Here is a 19,097-nt window from a genome sequence, read left to right as displayed (position 1 = left end):
CTATGAAATTTATAACTTTTCAAAAACAAGATGGATCCATAAGAGCAGGGTGGCTGAAAAATAATGAGCATGCTGTGGATATGCATGAAGCTACAAACGGAGTGCTGCCCAAAACCATGCTTGAATTTTTGGAAAATCATGCGTTTTTTATGGAGTTTTTATCAACAAGCAAAAAGCTGAAAAACACAGATAAAGGTGTATATCCGGTGTCAGAGGTAATCTTAAAAGCCCCTCTGCCAAATCCGAAAAGCTTCCGGGATTTTTATGCATTTGAAGAGCATGTAAAAACCGCCAGAGGAAACCGTGGTCTTGATATGATACCTGAATGGTATGAGATTCCTGTTTTCTATTTTTCAAATCATCTTAGCATAAAGGGGCCAGAAGAAGAGATTTCCCGGCCGAAGAATTGTGAGTGGCTGGATTATGAACTGGAAATTGCATGTGTGATCGGGAAAGAAGGCAAGGATATCAAAGCTTCCGAAGCTGATGATTATATTTTTGGCTACTGTATTCTGAATGACTGGAGTGCAAGGGATACTCAAAGGAAAGAGATGAAGGTTGGCCTTGGACCTGCAAAAGGGAAGGATTTCGCAACAACGATTGGTCCTTATATTCTTACAAAAGATGAATTGGCAGATTATCGTGTTGAAAACGGCTATGACTTGCCGATGACCGCCAAGGTTAATGGCACCCTTCTATCAGAAGGAAATATGCAGGATATCTATTATTCTTTTTACGAGATGATTGAACGGGCATCAGACGGTGTAACCTTATGCCCTGGTGAATTAATTGGCTCAGGGACAGTCGGGAGCGGCTGCATTCTGGAACTAGGTACAGATGTACACCGCTGGCTTGAGCCGGGGGACGAAGTGGAACTTGAAATTGGCTGTCTAGGTACTTTAAAAAATAAGATCGCTATCGAGTGAGGTGGAACTATGTATTATCGCAAAATGGGTAATATACCGCACAAACGCCATACAACTTTTAGAAAGCCTGATGGCACCCTTTTCAGGGAGCAAGTTATGGGGACAAAAGGCTTTTCCGGAACACAATCGATTTTGTATCATCATTTTATGCCAACAGAAGTAGCACGTACAGAGCTGATTGGTAAATATCTTCCAGAATATGAGGATCAGGAAAGCTTGAAGCATCGCCATTTGCTGACTGACCAAATTGAGAAAACAGGTGACGCACTAAAGGCTAGAGAGTACTTACTGGGAAATAATGATTTGTTGATAGGGACCGCTAATATTACCGAGCCCATGAAAAGCTTTTACCGAAATGGCGATGGAGATGAAATGCTCTACATTCATTATGGAAGCGGAAAAGTTGAAACCATGTTTGGCACCCTAACCTATCGCCCTGGTGATTACGTGATCATTCCAATAGGAACCGTTTACCGGGTAATTCCAAATGAAAATGAAACGACGAAGGTGCTGCTTGTAGAATCTTTTAGCCAGATCACGACTCCGAGAAGATATCGCAATGAGTATGGACAGTTATTGGAAAATAGCCCATTCTGCGAGAGAGATTTGCGTGGTCCGGAAGCATTGGAAACTTACGACCAAAAAGGAGAATTTGAAGTCATTACAAAAACAAGGGGCTATCTCCACTCCCATATCCTAAATCATCATCCGCTTGATGTCGAAGGCTGGGATGGCTACCTGTATCCGTGGGCATTTAATATAGAAGATTTTGAACCCATCACAGGCAGAGTCCACCAGCCGCCTCCAGTTCATCAGACATTTGAGGGGCATAATTTTGTGGTATGTTCATTTGTGCCAAGATTATATGACTACCATCCGGAGGCCATTCCTGCACCTTATTATCACAGCAATGTAAACAGTGATGAACTTCTGTACTATGTAGAAGGGAATTTTATGAGCAGGAAGGGAATCAAGGAAGGCTCGATCACACTTCATCCGAGCGGAATCCCGCATGGTCCTCATCCTGGTAAGACAGAAGCGAGCATCGGAAAAAAGGAAACGCTTGAGCTGGCTGTAATGATTGATACATTCAAGCCATTAAAGGTGGTTAAGCAGGCAAAATCAATTGAAGACAAAAAGTATATGTATACATGGGTTGAATAGAAAAAAGCACTTTCCTCCACGGAAAGTACTTTCTATTATTTTTCATTATGCCAAATCACTGCGAGCGTGCCTTCACCAGCATGCGCAGCAATCGTGGAACTGATTTCGCCGATAAAAATGTCAAGGCGAGGAAAAGCTGATTTAATCTCTTCTGCCAGTTCATTTGCTTTTCCCTCAACATTTCCATGCATAATCTGTACCTGCGGAATGGTGTGCTTGCTATAGGAATCTCCCAGCAGCTCTATCATTCTTTTAATTGCTTTCTTTTCAGAACGAACTTTATCAAATAACTCAAATTCACCATCCCGGTTAATGCGGATGATCGGTTTGATCTTTAAAATGCTGCCAAGCAAATACTGGGTTCCTGACATCCGTCCGCCCTTATAAAATTGCTCAAGGCTTCCAAGCAAAATATAATTCTCCGATTTATTAGCTTCATTTTGCAGGATCTCAGCAATTTTATGGGATGGCATATCATTATTTGCCAGCATCAGACCTTTTTGGATCAGGGTTGTAATTGCGTATGACATGCATTTGGAGTCCACGGCAGCAACGGGGAAGTCTGCCAGTTCCGCCCCTGATAAACAGCTGTTTAGCGTGCCGCTCAATTTGCTTGAAATATGCACAGCAACCGCCGAATCATAATCCGCCTTTAGTTTTTCAAACAGTTCGGCAAATCTTCCTGCGGATGGCTGAGATGTTTTCGGTACTTCTTTTTCAGCACGAATCCGGCTATATAGCTGTTCGGTTGTCAAATCAACTCCATCTTCATATGATTCCTCACCGAAAGTGATCGTAAGAGGGACCACATAAACATCGGGGTGGTTCAGCAATTCTTGGGTTAAAAAAGCCGTGCTGTCTGTAATCCAGGCAATCTTTTTATTAGTCATATATGTATTAGTCCTTTTTTCAATATTTTTGGTAAAAATTAAACGTTTTCATATCTGTAAATTCACTTTATTATACACTAAGAAACCATGGCTAGTATTGCTTTTTATGAAGCCATATAAAGGAAATAAGGGGCAGTAATCCAAAAAAGGTGATGAAATGGCATTGTTTACATTTAAAAAGCGAAAAGATAAATATGAACACTATGTGAACAAAGCATTTAAAAACGATAATTCAGCATCAAGAGACATAGCAATTGCGATCATGCAGGAGGCTGTCTTGAAGCCTTTTCCTGTAAAAGAAATTGCAAGCGGCTATTTTTATCTGGGCATTATTTATGAGGAACAGAAAAATATAGAAATGGCGGCTGCCCACTATGAAAAAGCATTTCAGCTGGTTGCTGATGAAGATATACCCTATGACAGCGGTTATAAACGTGCTATTAGGGTGTTTATTAAAAATGGAGAAAAGGAGAAGGCTTCTTTTTGGCTGGATCATCTGCTGCAAAGGGAAAGGTACCAGAGTAAATTTAAACGTTTGGAGAAGTTAAAGAATGAGCTGTAAATAGCGATATTCATCATAAACACCTTTCTGTCATCCCAAAAAAGATGATAGTGAAGGTGTTTTTTTGTCTTTGTTAAATTTGCCAATTAATTTCCGCGGCAAGTTCCCTTTCCAGGGCGGTCCGGCGCCTCGTCGCTTTGCTCCTGCGGGGTCTCCCTTTGCTCCGCCTCACCCAGGAATTTTGAATAAGCTTCCATAAACAAACACCGCATTTTATAGGATCTCGTTCCTGCTAATTTAAACAACAGGGTGCTAAAACAACAGTAAACTTTAACAGAGCCTATATTCTTACTGTTTTTTTTCGTACCTGCTAATAAGAGAAGCGAGAATTAAACCAAATAGCTCAAGAAATACATAGTGAGGTTTATTTTTAGGGTTAAATGATATCTGCGATGGAGTTACAGGTTCAATGTCCTCCCTCTTTATACTTCCAAAAGTGGAAGGAAGCCTTCTTAGCTTTGTTAAAGGAGGCCTCGGATATTGTACAGAATTAATTTTTTTTAATCTATTAGTATTAGTTTCCACGGCGGTTCCCTCTCCGAAAAGTTTTGTTTATTATTATATTCTTGCTTTTATAGAATGACTCTTGCATTTACCTTAAAAATAGGAAAACGATGAAATGTATTGCCCTAATGTCTATGACATTAAGGATAAACCATCATATGTATATAGAAAGAAGAAAGGTAATTTTGTAACAAATTTTGATTCGAGCCCATATGATAAAGCAAAATTGCCTCTCTTCTACACTATTAATAAGGAGGGGAAAACATTGGCTGTTAAAAAAAGCACAGAGTCTTCAAGCCTTGCAGAGATCATTGATAAGATTTTGACAAAAGGAATTGTAATTGATGCCTTTGTACGTGTAAGCCTTGTAGGGATTGAACTTCTTACAATTGAAGCGCGTGTCGTTATCGCGAGTGTTTCGACATGGCTAAATTACGCAAATGCAGTCGGATTGTTGAAGGACAGTAATCCCGTTCCCACATAATTATAATGAAGCCAAGGCATTGTAGGTGCCTTGGTTTGATTTGAAGAATAGGAGTGACAAAATGAAAATCATTGAGGTACTAGAAGCTGTACATTCATTTTTCAATAACCATATCCAGCCAATACACAAAATAACCAAATTTGAATCGTGTGACTCGGGCTGGGTAGTGTGTGTGGAAGTAGTTGAGGAGAAAGATTATATGATTGCCCATGCGAAAGATCAATTATTGGGTGAATACGAGGTTTATATGGATAAAGAATTAGATATTATTTCGTTTAAAAGAATTTGCCTCCGTTCAAGAAGTGCCATTCCGGAATAACATATGGGGGAGGAAAAATGACAAAAAGTAAACAACAATTAAATTTACACGGTCACTTTGATTGCAGGACAAATGCTGTGTTAACACCAGGAACTTTGCCTGTATATTCTGCTGTACTTAAGGGTGTTGCAAAAAATGAGTAAATCTCTTGGTATTTATGCTTTAGGAATTATCGAAACAAAAGAACCGGTAACGGTAACGTTTGGAAAGGTCAATTTCGATCAAAAAGAATCGAAAGTATTTACCATCCATTATGAAGATATTGCCATGGTCGCAGCCCGTGTCCCTATAAAGGTATATACACCCAAGAAAAGAAATGTTCTGTCACACCAGTCTATACTAGCAAAGGTAATGCAAACCTATTCTGTTATTCCCTTCAGTTTTGGGAATACCTTTAAGTCTGTTGCAGACGTAAAAAAGCTGTTAAAAAGTTTATACACAGAGCTTAAAACAATTCTCGAAAAAATTCAGGGCAAAATTGAGGTTGGCCTAAAGGTGGTTGGAAAGAAAGCGTGGCTGGAAGAAGAGGTCCGTGACTATGGAAATATTGAACATATACTTAGAGAGATAGATAATAAATCGGAAAACGCTGCTTTTTATGACAGGATTAAGCTTGGAGAGGAGGCAAATGCCTTCTTCGAATCTTTGCAGCAAACAATAGTAACTGAAATATACACTCCTTTAAGTGAGCTGGCATTCCAATCTAAACAAAATGAATTGATGAACGAAAGAATCTTTTTAAATGGAGCTTTTTTGATTGATCGTTCAGCAGAAAAATTGTTCGACAAAAAAGTGAATGAACTTTATGAAAAATGGGAGGGGAAGCTGGACTTTAATTATTCAGGTCCATGGCCTGCCTACAATTTTATTGATATTCGTTTGAAAATTGAGGGATGACAATGTTTTTTAAACTATTTACACTTCCAATGAAGGCAGTAATTAAGGTGGGTGAAATAGTCAAGGAGGAAGTGGATAAGAATCTGTATGATTTGGATTCCATCACGAATCGGCTGATACAGGTAGAAACTCTATACGAGTTAGGGGAAATAGAGGAAGAAGAGTATTTAGAAATAGAAGAAGAGCTTTTGCATTTATACGAGCAAGCTAAAGAAAAGGAGCTAAGTCTTCTGGAAGATGAATCTTAATAAAGGAGGTAGTAAATGTGCTGGTAAAACAGGAAAATAAACAGGCGATCTATGTTTATGGATTTATCCCCTCAAAAGAAGCTGTTAACAAGCCTTTTGAAAGAGTGGGAATAGATGGTAATGATTTACTATTAATCTCCTTTGGGAAGATTTCTGCACTAGTAAGTTATGTAGATAGAAATACTTTTTCTGAAGAACGGCTTGAACATCTTTTACAAGACCCTGAATGGCTGCAAGAAAAAGCTAATCATCACCATGAGATATTAATGGACTATAAAAATTTTGCAGTCCTGCCATTGAAATTTTGTACCATTTACCATGATATTCAAGGTATAAAACAAGAAGTGTCGGTAAAGGAAGAACAGCTGCAATATCTTATAAACCTCTTAAAAAATAAAGAGGAATGGAGTGTTAAAATATATCTCCACAAAGACTTGCTTCGCAATTATGTGACTGCCGAAAATGAGAGAATTCTGAGCATAAAGGATGAAATGGATAAAGCCTCACCAGGCAGAAAGTTCTTTTTGAAGAAAAGAATTGAACAGGAAATTGAAAAAGAATTGTTAAATGAAACAGATAGTATAATGGAAGGATTGCACAGAAATCTCACATTACATTCAGTACAAGATCGCAAGAAAAATATTTGGAGCAGGCAAGTGACCGGCCGGAAAGATGAAATGGCGTTTAACTATTCCTTTTTGATAGAAAAGGAGAAAGCGAATGAATTTAAAGAAGAAGTGATCAAGTTTCAAAAAGAATATGAAAAAATCGGCGTGATTGCAGAATTAACAGGTCCATGGCCCCCTTATGATTTTTTGAGTGAAAAAGGGTAATAGATTATGCAGAATACAAATTACATTAAAGATCAGCGTTTAAGTTTATTGGATATTTTGGATAGCTTGCTGACAAAAGGTGTTGTCATTAAAGGAGACTTGATGATTTCTATAGCCAATATTGATCTTGTTTATATTGACTTAAGGCTTCTAATTACTGCTGTTGAAAAATTTCATGAGTAAGCATGCTATTCAGATAATGACTTTTTAGATGGGGGGGAATAATGTGGATCAAGCCGGATATTTGCAAGGAGAAAGATTAAATTTTAATTCGGAAAATGTTGAACAAGGTTTGGCAAAATTAGTGCTGACCGTAATTGAATTAATCAGACAGCTGGTGGAGCGGCAGGCATTAAGGCGAGTGGAAGGTGGAGGCTTAACTGATCCTGAAATTGAGGAGCTTGGCATGACGCTTTTGAAGCTGGAAGAAAAAATGGAGGAGCTTAAACTGGTTTTTGGACTTGAAAATGAGGACCTAAATATAGATCTTGGCCCATTAGGCAATCTGCTTTAAATTGGAGGAGGAACACCTATGGCAATACAGCAAGCCAACCAATCTAGCAACATACTGGATATTCTCGAAAAGATATTGGATAAAGGAGTGGTTATAGCAGGTGATATAAAGATCTCTCTTGCAGATGTAGAACTTTTAACAATTAAAATTAGATTATTGGTAGCTTCAGTTGATAAGGCAAAAGAAATTGGCCTTGACTGGTGGGAGAGTGACCCTTATCTTTCTTCTAAAGCCAGAAGATTGGAAGAAGAAAATTTGCGTCTAAAAGATGAATTAAGCAAAGTCAAACAACTAGAGGTTAACGAAGTTGAAAAAGAAAATACTTAATTTTTTGTTGAAGGAACTTGAAACCCTTTTAAAAGACACTGCTGAACATCATAGATCTGCATCATATGGAATGGTAGAAGATGAAATAAAAATAGGGGACGAAGCTGTCTCTTTTAAGGCTGAGTATTCTTTTCAGGCGCGAAGTCTTGATAACACGGAAATTGATACAAAACATAAATAATTTAAGTACATTTGTCACAGAATAGTGGCTTTTTTTTTGACGTTTTTAAACGTCTATAGAAGTAACCGTTATGGAAATACAATAGGGCAGGCTGTTACAATAAAAGCGGGGACTTATAACAGCCTACACATCGACAAAGGAAGAGACTATTGGGCTGGCCTGACAATTTATAATGTTATCGGCCGATTTTACAAATTTATCGGCCGAAATCATGGATTTAACGGTCAAACAGCGCAATTTATCGGCCAAACAAAAATCCCCTGCAAGGCAGGGGATCATCTTATTTAATTCGCATTAAGCTGCTGTGACCATTCTTCGACATTCCAAACCTTTGTTACCCAGTCTTCATAGAAATCCGGTTCGTGGCATACGAGTACAATGGTGCCTTTATAGGCTTTCAGTGCACGTTTCAATTCTTCTTTTGCCACAACATCAAGGTGGTTAGTCGGCTCATCGAATAACAGCCAGTTACTTTCATTCATAAGAAGCTTGCAAAGGCGGACTTTAGCCTGCTCTCCACCGCTTAACTGGTTCATCGGCCGAGAAATATGTTCGTTTTTCAAACCGCATTTTGCCAGTGCTGCACGAACCTGATGCTGGTCCATTCCAGGGAATTCACTCCATACGTCATCAATTGGAGTAATATTTTCGGCTTTTACTTCCTGTTCGAAGTAGGAAGGGTATAGGAAATCACCTTGTTCAACTTTGCCGCTGATTGGCTTGATTTTGCCTAGCATCGTTTTTAATAGAGTTGATTTTCCGACACCATTGCAGCCTACAATGGCAATCTTTTCACCGCGCTCAATGGTCATTGACATCTTTGGCAATAGGGCATTTGTATACCCAATTTCGAAATCTTCGCCCAGGAACACATACCGGCTGCTGCCGCGTGATTCTTTGAATTCGAACGTCGGTTTCATTGCTGTTTCAGGACGATCAATTCTTTCCATGCGGTCAAGCTGCTTTTGGCGGCTTTTCGCCCGGCCAGTCGTGGAATAACGAGCTTTGTTTTTTGCGATGAAATCTTCCTGTTTTTTAATGAATTCTTTTTGTTTTTCATAAGCATTGATATGCTGGTTTTTATTAATTTCAGCCAGCTCCAGGAATTTATCATAGCTTGCCGTATAGCGGGTTAGCTTTGAAAATTCCAAGTGGAAAATCGTGTTTGAGACCTGGTTCATGAATTCGGTATCATGGGAAATCAGCATAAAGGCATAAGGATACTCTTTTAGATAGTTTGTCAGCCAGCGGATATGTTCGACATCCAAATAGTTGGTCGGCTCATCCAGAAGTAAGACCTGCGGCTGCTCTAAAAGAAGTTTGGCCAAAAGAACCTTTGTACGCTGTCCGCCACTAAGTGCTGCAACGTCACGGTCAAGCCCAATTGCATCCAGGCCAAGCCCGCGAGCTGCTTCTTCAATTTTTATATCAAGGGAATAGAATCCGCCAGCATCAAGGCGGTCCTGTATTTCACCCATTTTTTCAAGAAGCTCTTCAAGTTCTTCCGGTGTGGCATCTGCCATTTTCGCTGTTACTTCGTTTAGTTCCTTTTCCTGTTCAAAAAGAGGCAGGAAAGCGTCTTTAAGGACATCACGCATCGTCTTGCCAGGTGTAAGCACAGTATGCTGATCAAGATAACCATATTCAACGGTCGGCGTCCACTCGACGCGGCCTGTATCATGGATAAGCTGTCCAGTGATAATATTCATAAGAGTTGATTTTCCAACCCCATTTGCTCCTACAAGCCCTACATGGTCCTCTGCCAGCAGACGGAACGAAACATCTTTGAAAAGTGTCCGGTCACCGAATGTATGGCTCAATTTATCTACAGTTAATAAACTCATTGTTTTTAATCCTCACTTTGTCCATAAATAATCCATCTCTACATGATACTAGATTTTTACCAGTTAGACTAGACGGAAACCGCTGGAGAGAGGGGGAATTTTTACGCGATTATTTTTCCATATCAGAAAGTGCAGTCCTGCCGGGAAAAAATCTCGTGTTTTCATTCAGTTCATTTTCTTTTGCAGTAACAATTTCCGGAATTACTTTAAAAACAGCCGTCTTACTTCCCAGTGAAGAGCGGTATTTTTTAACATGTGTGCTTGCAAGCTTATTCGCATAATACCCGGGCACATATTTATCCAGCATGCTCTGCATTACTTCAGTTGCTTCATTTAGATCTGCTACTCTTTCTGTTCTTCCAAAGATCATGACGCTCATATAGGCAGTGTCTGTTTTGGCGGGGACTGGATCAGACATGGTTCCCAACTCCTCATATACGGTGAAGCAGGCCTGCGGGTTTTTCTCCATAATATCAATCTTTCTTCCTTCAGAAGCACCGTGAAAATAAATAAAGCCATTAAGCCAGGTGAAGTTTAAAGGGATGACATACGGAAAATCATCATCCGATAAACCTAAGTGACCAACCTTAGCCTTTGATAAAAAATCTTCAATCCTTACTTTATCCTTCCATTCCATCGTTTGTTGTCTCATTGAATACATTCGATTTCCTCCTTATATATGGTAAAATCATTTTAAAAAAGCTTTGGCCTGATTCAAAGTGACAGTTTTGATATTTTTTTAAGGGTCAGATGGAGGGAAAATGGAGATCACCCCATATATTAATAAAAATAATAGGGAACCAATCTATTCCCAGATTTATTCGTATGTTAAGAGAGAAATTGAAAGCGGACGATTATCTTCAGGCTCCAAACTGCCATCTATCCGTCAGCTTTCGCAATATTTGAAAGTCAGCAAGAATACGATAGAAGAAGCCTATCACCAGCTGATAGCAGAGGGCTATGCAGAAAGCCGGCCTAAAAGCGGGATATTTGTTTCGCCAGTAGAAGACATAATAAATCCAAAACAGCCCTTAACTTTAGAACCAATGAAATATTCGATAGAACTGACTAAGAAAATCTTTAAATATGACTTTCAATATGGAGACATAGATATTCCTGGTTTTCCAATGAAAAAATGGCGGAAGCATTTAAATGAGGCTCTAGATTTAATGGATAGTGATAGCTTTAATTATGGGGATAAGCAAGGGGACGCAGAGTTACGAAAACAGATAGCTTTATATTTATACAGGAGCAGAGGAGTAACGTGCAATCAAGAGCAAATTGTGATTACTTCAGGGACTCAGCAATCTATAAGTCTGCTAATCAAACTGTTAAGCCTCAGGGAGGAAATGATAGGGTTCGAGGATCCAGGTTATGATGGAGTCCGCTCTATCTTTTCCCATGAGAATTGTAAGATCAGCCCTATCCCTTTGCAGCACGATGGAATGGATATAGCATCTTTGATTAAAGGGACAAAAGCTGTTTATGTAACACCATCCCATCAATTTCCGATGGGGATGATTCTATCGATTCAAAAGAGGAAAAAACTGCTAAATTGGGCATATCAAACTGGGGGATACATTATAGAGGATGATTATGATGGAGAATTCCGCTATCAGGGGATGCCAATTCCTCCGTTAAAAGCTTTAGATGAAGGAGAGAAGGTTATATACCTTGGGACATTTTCGAAATGTTTCCTTCCGTCAGCAAGGTTAAGTTATATGGTGCTTCCCCCGGAATTATCACTTAAGTGTAAAAAAGAAGAGCAGCTTCCCCATCAAAACGTTTCGACCATAATCCAAAAGGCTGCAAGCAGTTTTATGGCAACGGGTGAATTTGAAAGCCATATCCGAAAAATGCGCAAAATCTATCATGGCAAACATAGGACTCTTCTTTCAAGCATTGAAAATTACATGGGGAATAAAGTAGAAGTAATCGGGGAGAAGGCTGGACTTCATATTTTGCTTAAGGTGAAAAATCGCAAAGACGTTGAACTTATTGAGGCAGCAGGGTTAAAAGGAGTAAAGGTTTATTCTGCCTCAGCATACCTGGTGAACGATGTAATTAATAAGGATGCAACCATTATGCTGGGATTTGGCGGTTTATCAGAAGATGACATTGAAAGTGGAATAAGACTTTTGCATGAAGCGTGGTTTATTTGAGAAAAAAGGCATCCATTGAAGAAACTCAATGGATGCCTTTTTAAATGATAATTCAAGATTGAAAATGAGAATATAAGTGGATTTCTCCCAATATATCAATCTATTACTTTACTCCCTGTGGTAACGCCAATCCAAGGCCTTTTGCAATTCTTGTACCGTATTCAGGGTCTGCTTTATAGAAATGCTGAATCTGGCGCAGCTTGATTTCTTCTTTTTCCACTGGTTTCATAGCTGCCACAATGTTGGCCACAAGGCGGGAGCGTTCTTCTTCGCTCATTAAGCGGTATAAGTCACCCGCTTGAGTGTAGTGGTCATTATGGTCATATGCCACGCTTTCAGCCAATCCGGAAACAGGGTAGGCAGCCTGCTTGTGCTCCGGTACTTCTGCTGGTCCGCCAAAGCTGTTTGGCTCATAATATACTCGATCCGCCGCCGTTGTTGTCAAAACGCATTTGGCCATCACGCTGATAGTTTTTAACCTCATTGCGAGGACGGTTGATTGGAAGCATTTGATGGTTCGCACCTACACGGTAACGATGCGCATCATGGTATGCAAATAGGCGTCCCTGAAGCATTTTGTCAGGTGATACATCAATACCCGGTACTAGAGTTCCAGGAGAGAACGTAGCCTGCTCAACTTCTGCAAAGTAGTTTTCAGGGTTTTTATTCAGAACCATACGGCCAACTTCGATTAATGGGTAGTCCTTTTGTGACCAAACCTTTGTTACATCAAATGGATCGAAACGGTAAGTGTTCGCATCTTCTAGTGGCATAATCTGCACACATAGCTTCCATGATGGGAAGTCTCCATTTTCAATCGCATTAAATAAATCCTCTGTATGATAATCAGGATTTTCACCAGCCATTTTAGCTGCAGCTTCTACACTAAGATTCTTAACACCTTGCTCTGTCTTAAAGTGATATTTTACCCAAACGCCTTTACCTTCAGCATTAACCCACTTAAATGTATGGCTTCCGAAACCGTGCATATGTCTAAGTGTTGCAGGAATGCCGCGGTCTGACATTAAAATTGTTACCTGGTGCAGTGATTCAGGTGAAAGGGACCAGAAATCCCAAACAGCTGTCGGATTTTTCAGGTGTGTTTTAGGATCGCGTTTTTGTGTATGGATAAAATCAGGAAACTTGATCGCATCACGTATAAAGAATACAGGAGTATTGTTTCCGACCAGGTCGTAGTTTCCTTCTTCAGTATAAAACTTAACCGCAAAACCGCGCGGGTCGCGGACTGTATCAGCAGAACCAAGCTCTCCTGCTACAGTTGAAAAGCGGATAAACATGGGTGTGCGCTTTCCCACTTCTGATAAAAAAGCTGCTTTTGTATATTTTGTGAGGTCATTAGTTACTTCAAAATAGCCATGTGCGCCTGCACCCTTGGCATGAACAACACGCTCTGGCACGCGCTCTCTGTTAAAGTGGGCAAGTTTTTCAAGTAAATGTACATCCTGGATTAAGGTTGGCCCGCGTGAGCCGGCAGTCATTGAATTTTGGTTATCGCCAACAGGTGCGCCCCAGCTAGTAGTAAGGTTGTTGTTTTTTTTCATTCTTTAATCACCTCATAAATAGTTTAATAGCTTACTTACAAAAATAATGATAACATTTCTCAATATAAAATCAATACTTTTTTATAATAATTATAAATAAGTATAAATTATTAAGAACGATTTTGTATAACTACTGCACAAATGTATAAATAGATGCTTGTTTTTAGGGCATTAGTATATTTATATTAAGGTTGTTCTTTAAAAGAACAGCTTTTATTAATTTGGCTTTGTTAAACCTCAATATTGATATTGACACTTTGTTGATGTGAGCGGGAGCTGAGAGAACCTCGATAATGCATTCGATTTTTCTTCATGCCGAGTTTATTGGAGGATGCGGATTCAATGTGCTGCTGGAGTGCGGAACAAGGGGAGACTCCGCAGGCGCAGGTCGAAGAGCTCCCGGACCGGGGGCGGTCCTCCTAGTATCTGTGCGGTAATCAATAGGCAAAAGTAACAAATCCAAAAATTTAAAACAAACCATTTTATTTGTGAGGTGGAAAAGGTAAATGGGTTTTCATGAAAGTCCGATGATATTCGTAAGCCATACAGGGTTATTTGTTAAGGACCTGGAAAAATGCAAAACTTTTTATAGAGATATCTTGGGAATGCAGCCTTTAAAGGAAACCGACAGCAAAACAGTTTTAAGTGCTGATGGTAAAATGCCTCTGTTAACAATTGAGAAAACCGGGGAGGCTATGCCAAAAAAATCTGGAATTGCGGGTCTCTATCATATGGCACTGCTTCTGCCTAATCGGTCTGATTTAGCAAGGTTTCTTCGTCATATGCTAAAAAGCAATTATCCGATTCAGGGAGCATCAGATCATTATGTAAGTGAAGCCATTTATTTAGCTGATCCAGAGGGAAATGGCATTGAAGTGTATATTGATCGCCCTGCAGATATATGGCAATGGGGTGAGGGTGAAGTACATATGACAACGGAACCTTTGGATGCCAACGATTTATTAAGTAAAGGAAATGACAAAGAGTGGGAAGGGATGCCTGCCGGAACGGTTATGGGCCATATCCACCTGCAGGTAATAGAATTAAAAGAAACAGAGGAATTTTACTGTAAAGGTCTGGGGTTTGATCTTGTATACCGATATGGCAGCCAGGCCATTTTTGTCTCCAGCGGTGGCTACCACCATCATATTGGCCTTAATACCTGGCAAAGCAGAGGGGGAAACCCAGCCGAAAAAAACAGCCCTGGCCTAAAATATTTTACTCTCGTTCTGCCAGATGAGGCTAAAAAAGAAGCTACACTGCAAAGGTTAAAAGAAATGGGTACTTCTATAGAAGAAACAAAAGAAGGGATCTTTGTCCTAGACCCATCAGGCAATAAAATAAAACTAGAAATTGCTTAATGATCATTCGACAAAATCGGGTGGTACCTGGTACCACCCGATTTTATTAGCTGATATTTTCCCGCAATATTGGCATGCTCATGCATCTTGGGCCGCCGCGGCCCCTTGATAGTTCTGAGCTTAGGATTTCGATGACTTCTACGCCGTTTTGGCGGAGAATGTCGTTGGAGACGTAGTTGCGATCATAGGTGACGACAACGCCGGGAGCGATGGCGAGTGTGTTGGAGCCGTCATTCCATTGTTCCCGTGCAGAGGCGATTGGGCAGCCCCCTCCGCATGGGATTAGTATTAGCTCATCAAGATTTAATACTTCTTTTAGCGTTTCTGTAAGAGAGTTTTTCTCTGTGATTTTTAATTGATCTGAATCTTGTTCCAGTATGTAGATCTTCATACTGCCGTCACTGTCTTCTATTGCAGGATGGTAGGTGAATTTATCGTGATCAATCATCGTAAACACAGTATCTAGGTGCATAAATGCCCTTATTTTCGGTATTTCAACGGCAACCACTTTTTTTATTGATGCCTGGCGGCTGAATAATTCCCGCGCAAGCTTTTCAATTCCCTGTGCGGATGTTCTCGCACTTACTCCTATTGCAACAACATCATCACTAAGGACTAGTTCATCCCCGCCTTCCAGCGAATAAATATCATCCCGCTTAAAATATGTTGGTATATCATGCTTTTTAAAGCGGGGATGATGATTCATGATGTAGTCCATAAAGATGGATTCTCTTCTCCTTGCCGGTTCATGCATGCGGTTAATGGTAATCCCTTCACCAATAACTGCTGCCGGGTCTCTCGTAAAATAAAGGTTTGGCATCGGGTCCAAATAAAATGGATAATGGTCGGGCATGAGCTCATGAAGGTGGACTTTTTTTTCCTGATCAATATCTGATTTCACGACACCAGCCATTACCTTGCTGACTAATTTATCTGAAGGAAGGGATAGCAAATACTCCTTCACCGTTTCATATGATCCGTTTATATTAGATTGGCTTTCCCATAATACCTTTTCAATAAAAGAAAGGCGTACTTCTTCATGTTGTATTGCTTCTGTCATAAGCTTATCCAGGTATAAAACCTCAATCCCCCGATTGCTTAAAATGTTTGCAAAATAATCATGTTCTTTTTGGATTGCCGGCAAAAAGGGAATATCATCAAATAAAAGCCTTTTTAAATATTGGGGTGTTAAATTTTCAATTTCTTTCCCCGGCCTATGCAAAAGAACCGTTTTTAGCTCTCCAATTTCCGATGTAACATTTAAAGGGTGTTTCATTCTTTAACCTCCATAGGCTTTAAGCCTGACAATTTTACTTTGTTGAATTCGTTCCCTTGGATTAGATAGAGTAAACAGCTCAATTTTCCGTATATTTATTCAACATAATGAACGTAGGTTGGTGTTCTTTAAATTTTGGCTCTGTTATAGCTTATTGTTGTTTTTTAGCACCCTGTTGATTGGAGCGGAAGGCACGAGACTCCTGCGGGAGTGCGGATCAAGGGAGACCCCGCAGGAGCAAAGCGACGAGGAGGCTCCCGGACCGCCCGCGGAAAGGGAGTGCCTCGTGCTGAAATCAACAGGCAAATTTAACAGAGCCAAATTTTATATATATAAAAGCAATAATTTTAATTAATAATGAAACTCTTTGAGTTAAAGGGACAAACTAATAAAACGGAAATTTTTATAAAACTGTGTCCTCCATAAGTGTACAAAATAAAAAAATGTGATAAAGTAATGATTGAGAAACCTTTACATAGCCTTATCTGATCAGTAAATCCGATGTCCGCTCTAGAAAAACAATTGTTTATGAGTTGGCGACATTTAATAAAAAGTGTATAGGGGGATTTTTAAATGACAAGCAAAACTTTAGATTCTTTTTTAAAAGATAACCTGGAGGATTTGAAAGGCAGAGGACTTTATAATGTGATTGACCCGCTTGAAAGTCCAAATGGTCCGATTATTAAAATCAACGGCAGAGAGTTAATCAATCTTTCCTCCAATAACTATTTAGGTTTGGCAACAGACGAAAGGCTTAAGAAGACTGCAATTGAAGCAGTTGAAAAATATGGAGTTGGGGCAGGTGCGGTCCGCACAATCAACGGAACACTTGAGCTGCACACAAGGCTTGAAAAAAAGCTTGCCGAATTCAAACATACAGAGGCAGCAATCGCATATCAGTCAGGATTCAATTGCAACATGGCTGCGATTTCCGCAGTTATGGACAAAAATGATGCCATTCTTTCTGACGAATTAAACCATGCTTCCATTATTGATGGCTGCCGTCTTTCCAAAGCAAAAATTATTCGGGTCAACCATTCAGATATGGACGACCTAAGAGCAAAAGCGAAAGAAGCAAAGGAGTCCGGCCAATACAACAAAATCATGGTGATCACTGATGGCGTTTTCTCAATGGATGGAGATATTGCAAAGCTACCAGAGATTGTCGAAATTGCTGAAGAATTTGATCTTATCACTTATGTAGACGATGCCCATGGTTCTGGTGTTTTAGGAAAAGGTGCAGGAACGGTTAAGCATTTTAGACTTTCCGATAAAATTGATTTTCAAATTGGGACACTTTCAAAGGCAATTGGTGTTGTCGGCGGATATGTGGCCGGCAAGAAGGATTTAATTGATTGGCTTAAAGTAAGCAGCAGACCATTCTTATTCTCAACATCGCTTACCCCTGCGGATGTAGCTGCCAGCATAAAAGCCATTGAGCTATTAATGGAAAGTACGGAGCTGAATGAAAAGCTTTGGGAAAACGCCAACTATTTAAAAGATGGCCTTAAGAAATTGGGGTTTGATATTGGTGACAGCGAAACACCTATTACTCCTTGCATTATTGGAGATGAAGTTAAAACCCAGGAATTCAGCAAAAAGCTTAACGAAGAAGGCGTATATGCAAAGTCAATCGTATTTCCTACAGTTCCTAGAGGAACAGGGCGTGTCAGAAACATGCCGTCTGCAGCTCATACTAAAGAGATGCTGGATAACGCAATTGCTATTTATGAAAAAGTTGGCAAAAATATGGGCATTATTTAATAAAACAAAGGCAGTTGTAAAGGGAAATGAAGATTTTGGCACTTGGTTGATTGGAGCAGAAGGCGCGAGATCCTCGAAAATGCATTCGCATTTTCTTCGTAAGGTGTTTATTAGAGGATGCGAATTCAATATCTTGCGGGAGATCGGTTCAAAGGAGACCCCGCAGGCGCATAGCGCCGAGGAGCGTCGGACATCCGCGGTTGGCTGAGCTTCTTAAGCGGAAATCAGCAAGTTTACAGTGCTAAAACAAAAAGTAATTAGATACAGCTTTTTAAGGCAAAGAGGATAAGGTTGGAGGAAAACAATGAAACGTATTATGATTACAGGTGCATTAGGGCAAATTGGCTCTGAACTCACCTTGAAATTAAGAGACATATATGGAACAGATCATGTTATTGCCACAGATATCAGAAAAAATGAGTCAGAAGCTGCCCAGTCAGGACCATTTGAAATGGTCGACGTGACCGATGCCAAATCCATGCTGGAAACTGCTAAAAAATATGATATTGACACAGTTATTCATATGGCCGCGCTTCTATCTGCTACAGCTGAAGCCAATCCAGTATTCGCATGGAATTTGAATATGGGCGGGCTGATGAATGCCCTGGAAACAGCGAGAGAGTGCAAGGCACAGTTCTTTACTCCGAGCTCTATTGGCGCTTTTGGACCTTCCACGCCAAAAGATAACACACCACAGGATACCATCCACAGGCCGACTACCATGTACGGTGTAAACAAAGTGGCAGGCGAGTTGTTATCCGACTATTACTATCAAAAGTTTGGTGTCGATACGAGAGGGCTGCGCTTCCCTGGCTTAATCTCTTATGTTACTCCTCCAGGTGGAGGAACCACGGATTACGCTGTTGAAATCTATTACGAAGCCATTAAAAATGGCCGTTATACTTCCTATATCGATAAAGGCACATATATGGATATGATGTATATGCCAGATGCATTAAATGCGATCGTAGACTTAATGGAAGCTGATGCCGATAAATTGATTCACCGCAATTCCTTTAATGTAACAGCGATGAGCTTTGAACCGGAACAGATTGCTGCTGAGATTCGCAAGCACGTCCCTGGATTTGAAATTTCGTACGGCGTTGATCCGGTCCGTCAGGCAATAGCTGACAGCTGGCCTAATTCGATTGATGCTTCAGCAGCGAAAGAAGAGTGGGGCTTCAAAGCTGAATATGATCTGGCAAAAATGACAGCAGATATGCTGAATAAGCTAAAGACAAAATTATAAAGAGCACAAAAGGACAGCCTAATTAAGCTG

At 40.1% G+C, this 19,097-nt stretch carries 22 protein-coding genes and 2 pseudogenes; 18 read left to right on the top strand and 6 right to left on the bottom strand.

The window, feature by feature from the left end; genetic code table 11:
• Positions 1-2 precede the first annotated feature (2 nt).
• Positions 3-926: a fumarylacetoacetate hydrolase family protein gene (locus AC3ZVC_RS18800; RefSeq protein ID WP_490064714.1), complete on the top strand. Its 924-nt coding sequence runs from the start codon at positions 3-5 to the stop codon at positions 924-926.
• Positions 927-935: 9 nt separating this feature from the next.
• The gene (locus tag AC3ZVC_RS18795) at positions 936-2,090 is read left to right on the top strand and encodes a homogentisate 1,2-dioxygenase (protein ID WP_490064712.1); all 1,155 of its coding nucleotides are present in this window, start codon (positions 936-938) and stop codon (positions 2,088-2,090) included.
• 35 nt (positions 2,091-2,125) lie between these two features.
• Here the strand turns inward: AC3ZVC_RS18795 and AC3ZVC_RS18790 are convergent, their stop codons facing one another.
• On the bottom strand, positions 2,126-2,980 hold the full coding sequence (locus AC3ZVC_RS18790; protein WP_490064711.1) for a DegV family protein: 855 nt from the start codon (positions 2,978-2,980) through the stop codon (positions 2,126-2,128).
• 157 nt (positions 2,981-3,137) lie between these two features.
• On the opposite strand from AC3ZVC_RS18790, the gene AC3ZVC_RS18785 reads away from it, so the two are divergent.
• Entirely contained in the window at positions 3,138-3,542 is a 405-nt protein-coding gene (locus AC3ZVC_RS18785) for a tetratricopeptide repeat protein (protein ID WP_490064710.1), read from the top strand.
• Positions 3,543-3,830: 288 nt separating this feature from the next.
• Here AC3ZVC_RS18785 and AC3ZVC_RS18780 read toward each other — a convergent pair whose 3' ends face one another.
• A complete protein-coding gene (locus tag AC3ZVC_RS18780; protein WP_490064709.1) occupies positions 3,831-4,067 on the bottom strand; it encodes a hypothetical protein in 237 nt (78 codons plus the stop codon).
• Positions 4,068-4,311: 244 nt separating this feature from the next.
• Between AC3ZVC_RS18780 and gvpJ (AC3ZVC_RS18775) the strand changes: the two genes are divergently transcribed.
• The 11 genes and pseudogenes from gvpJ (AC3ZVC_RS18775) to AC3ZVC_RS18725 all read left to right on the top strand — a co-directional run bounded on the left by gvpJ (AC3ZVC_RS18775) (position 4,312) and on the right by AC3ZVC_RS18725 (position 8,137).
• The gene (gvpJ, locus tag AC3ZVC_RS18775) at positions 4,312-4,530 is read left to right on the top strand and encodes a gas vesicle protein GvpJ (RefSeq protein WP_490064708.1); all 219 of its coding nucleotides are present in this window, start codon (positions 4,312-4,314) and stop codon (positions 4,528-4,530) included.
• A 61-nt stretch (positions 4,531-4,591) separates the two neighbouring features.
• Positions 4,592-4,849: a gas vesicle protein GvpO gene (gene gvpO / locus AC3ZVC_RS18770; RefSeq protein WP_490064707.1), complete on the top strand. Its 258-nt coding sequence runs from the start codon at positions 4,592-4,594 to the stop codon at positions 4,847-4,849.
• Between the two features lie 17 nt (positions 4,850-4,866).
• The gene (locus tag AC3ZVC_RS18765) at positions 4,867-4,992 is read left to right on the top strand and encodes a hypothetical protein (RefSeq protein WP_490064706.1); all 126 of its coding nucleotides are present in this window, start codon (positions 4,867-4,869) and stop codon (positions 4,990-4,992) included.
• On the top strand, positions 4,985-5,746 hold the full coding sequence (locus tag AC3ZVC_RS18760; RefSeq protein WP_490064705.1) for a GvpL/GvpF family gas vesicle protein: 762 nt from the start codon (positions 4,985-4,987) through the stop codon (positions 5,744-5,746). Before AC3ZVC_RS18765 ends, AC3ZVC_RS18760 begins: the two co-directional genes overlap by 8 nt.
• A 2-nt stretch (positions 5,747-5,748) precedes the next feature.
• Positions 5,749-5,994: a gas vesicle protein GvpG gene (locus tag AC3ZVC_RS18755; RefSeq protein WP_490064704.1), complete on the top strand. Its 246-nt coding sequence runs from the start codon at positions 5,749-5,751 to the stop codon at positions 5,992-5,994.
• 17 nt (positions 5,995-6,011) lie between these two features.
• Positions 6,012-6,827 carry a GvpL/GvpF family gas vesicle protein gene (locus AC3ZVC_RS18750; RefSeq protein WP_490064703.1) on the top strand — a complete coding sequence of 272 codons (816 nt, stop codon included), beginning with the start codon at positions 6,012-6,014 and terminating at the stop codon, positions 6,825-6,827.
• 6 nt (positions 6,828-6,833) lie between these two features.
• A pseudogene (gvpJ, locus tag AC3ZVC_RS18745) lies at positions 6,834-6,995 on the top strand (gas vesicle protein GvpJ); the annotation flags it as partial.
• A gap of 58 nt (positions 6,996-7,053) precedes the next feature.
• Positions 7,054-7,341: a gas vesicle protein K gene (locus AC3ZVC_RS18740; protein ID WP_490064702.1), complete on the top strand. Its 288-nt coding sequence runs from the start codon at positions 7,054-7,056 to the stop codon at positions 7,339-7,341.
• An 18-nt stretch (positions 7,342-7,359) separates the two neighbouring features.
• Positions 7,360-7,668 (top strand): gas vesicle protein, encoded by a 309-nt coding sequence (locus AC3ZVC_RS18735; protein ID WP_490064701.1) that lies wholly within the window; start codon positions 7,360-7,362, stop codon positions 7,666-7,668.
• Entirely contained in the window at positions 7,649-7,849 is a 201-nt protein-coding gene (locus tag AC3ZVC_RS18730; RefSeq protein ID WP_490064700.1) for a hypothetical protein, read from the top strand. Before AC3ZVC_RS18735 ends, AC3ZVC_RS18730 begins: the two co-directional genes overlap by 20 nt.
• Positions 7,850-7,885: 36 nt before the next feature.
• Entirely contained in the window at positions 7,886-8,137 is a 252-nt protein-coding gene (locus AC3ZVC_RS18725; protein ID WP_490064699.1) for a hypothetical protein, read from the top strand.
• Here the strand turns inward: AC3ZVC_RS18725 and AC3ZVC_RS18720 are convergent.
• Positions 8,134-9,693, bottom strand: a complete 1,560-nt coding sequence (locus AC3ZVC_RS18720) for an ABC-F family ATP-binding cassette domain-containing protein (RefSeq protein ID WP_214725140.1) — start codon at positions 9,691-9,693, stop codon at positions 8,134-8,136. The genes AC3ZVC_RS18725 and AC3ZVC_RS18720 overlap by 4 nt on opposite strands.
• A gap of 109 nt (positions 9,694-9,802) precedes the next feature.
• On the bottom strand, positions 9,803-10,354 hold the full coding sequence (locus AC3ZVC_RS18715) for a pyridoxamine 5'-phosphate oxidase family protein (RefSeq protein WP_490064698.1): 552 nt from the start codon (positions 10,352-10,354) through the stop codon (positions 9,803-9,805).
• A gap of 100 nt (positions 10,355-10,454) precedes the next feature.
• Between AC3ZVC_RS18715 and pdxR the strand changes: the two genes are divergently transcribed.
• The gene (pdxR, locus tag AC3ZVC_RS18710) at positions 10,455-11,855 is read left to right on the top strand and encodes a MocR-like pyridoxine biosynthesis transcription factor PdxR (RefSeq protein WP_490064697.1); all 1,401 of its coding nucleotides are present in this window, start codon (positions 10,455-10,457) and stop codon (positions 11,853-11,855) included.
• A 103-nt stretch (positions 11,856-11,958) separates the two neighbouring features.
• Here pdxR and katA read toward each other — a convergent pair.
• Positions 11,959-13,417 (bottom strand): annotated as a pseudogene (gene katA, locus AC3ZVC_RS18705) (catalase KatA).
• A 506-nt stretch (positions 13,418-13,923) separates the two neighbouring features.
• On the opposite strand from katA, the gene AC3ZVC_RS18700 reads away from it, so the two are divergent.
• Positions 13,924-14,778: a VOC family protein gene (locus AC3ZVC_RS18700; RefSeq protein WP_490064696.1), complete on the top strand. Its 855-nt coding sequence runs from the start codon at positions 13,924-13,926 to the stop codon at positions 14,776-14,778.
• 46 nt (positions 14,779-14,824) lie between these two features.
• Here AC3ZVC_RS18700 and arcA read toward each other — a convergent pair whose 3' ends face one another.
• Positions 14,825-16,054: an arginine deiminase gene (gene arcA, locus AC3ZVC_RS18695; protein WP_490064695.1), complete on the bottom strand. Its 1,230-nt coding sequence runs from the start codon at positions 16,052-16,054 to the stop codon at positions 14,825-14,827.
• A 573-nt stretch (positions 16,055-16,627) separates the two neighbouring features.
• Between arcA and AC3ZVC_RS18690 the strand changes: the two genes are divergently transcribed.
• Both AC3ZVC_RS18690 and AC3ZVC_RS18685 read left to right on the top strand, forming a co-directional pair.
• Complete coding sequence (locus AC3ZVC_RS18690) at positions 16,628-17,818, top strand: glycine C-acetyltransferase (protein WP_490064694.1); 1,191 nt, start codon at positions 16,628-16,630, stop codon at positions 17,816-17,818.
• Positions 17,819-18,122: 304 nt separating this feature from the next.
• Entirely contained in the window at positions 18,123-19,067 is a 945-nt protein-coding gene (locus AC3ZVC_RS18685; protein WP_490064693.1) for an L-threonine 3-dehydrogenase, read from the top strand.
• Positions 19,068-19,097 lie beyond the last annotated feature (30 nt).

The organism is Cytobacillus sp. C11.1 (genome assembly GCF_058145115.1).
The sequence above is the reverse complement of the archived record's forward strand: the minus strand, read 5'-3'. Positions and strand labels throughout refer to the sequence as shown.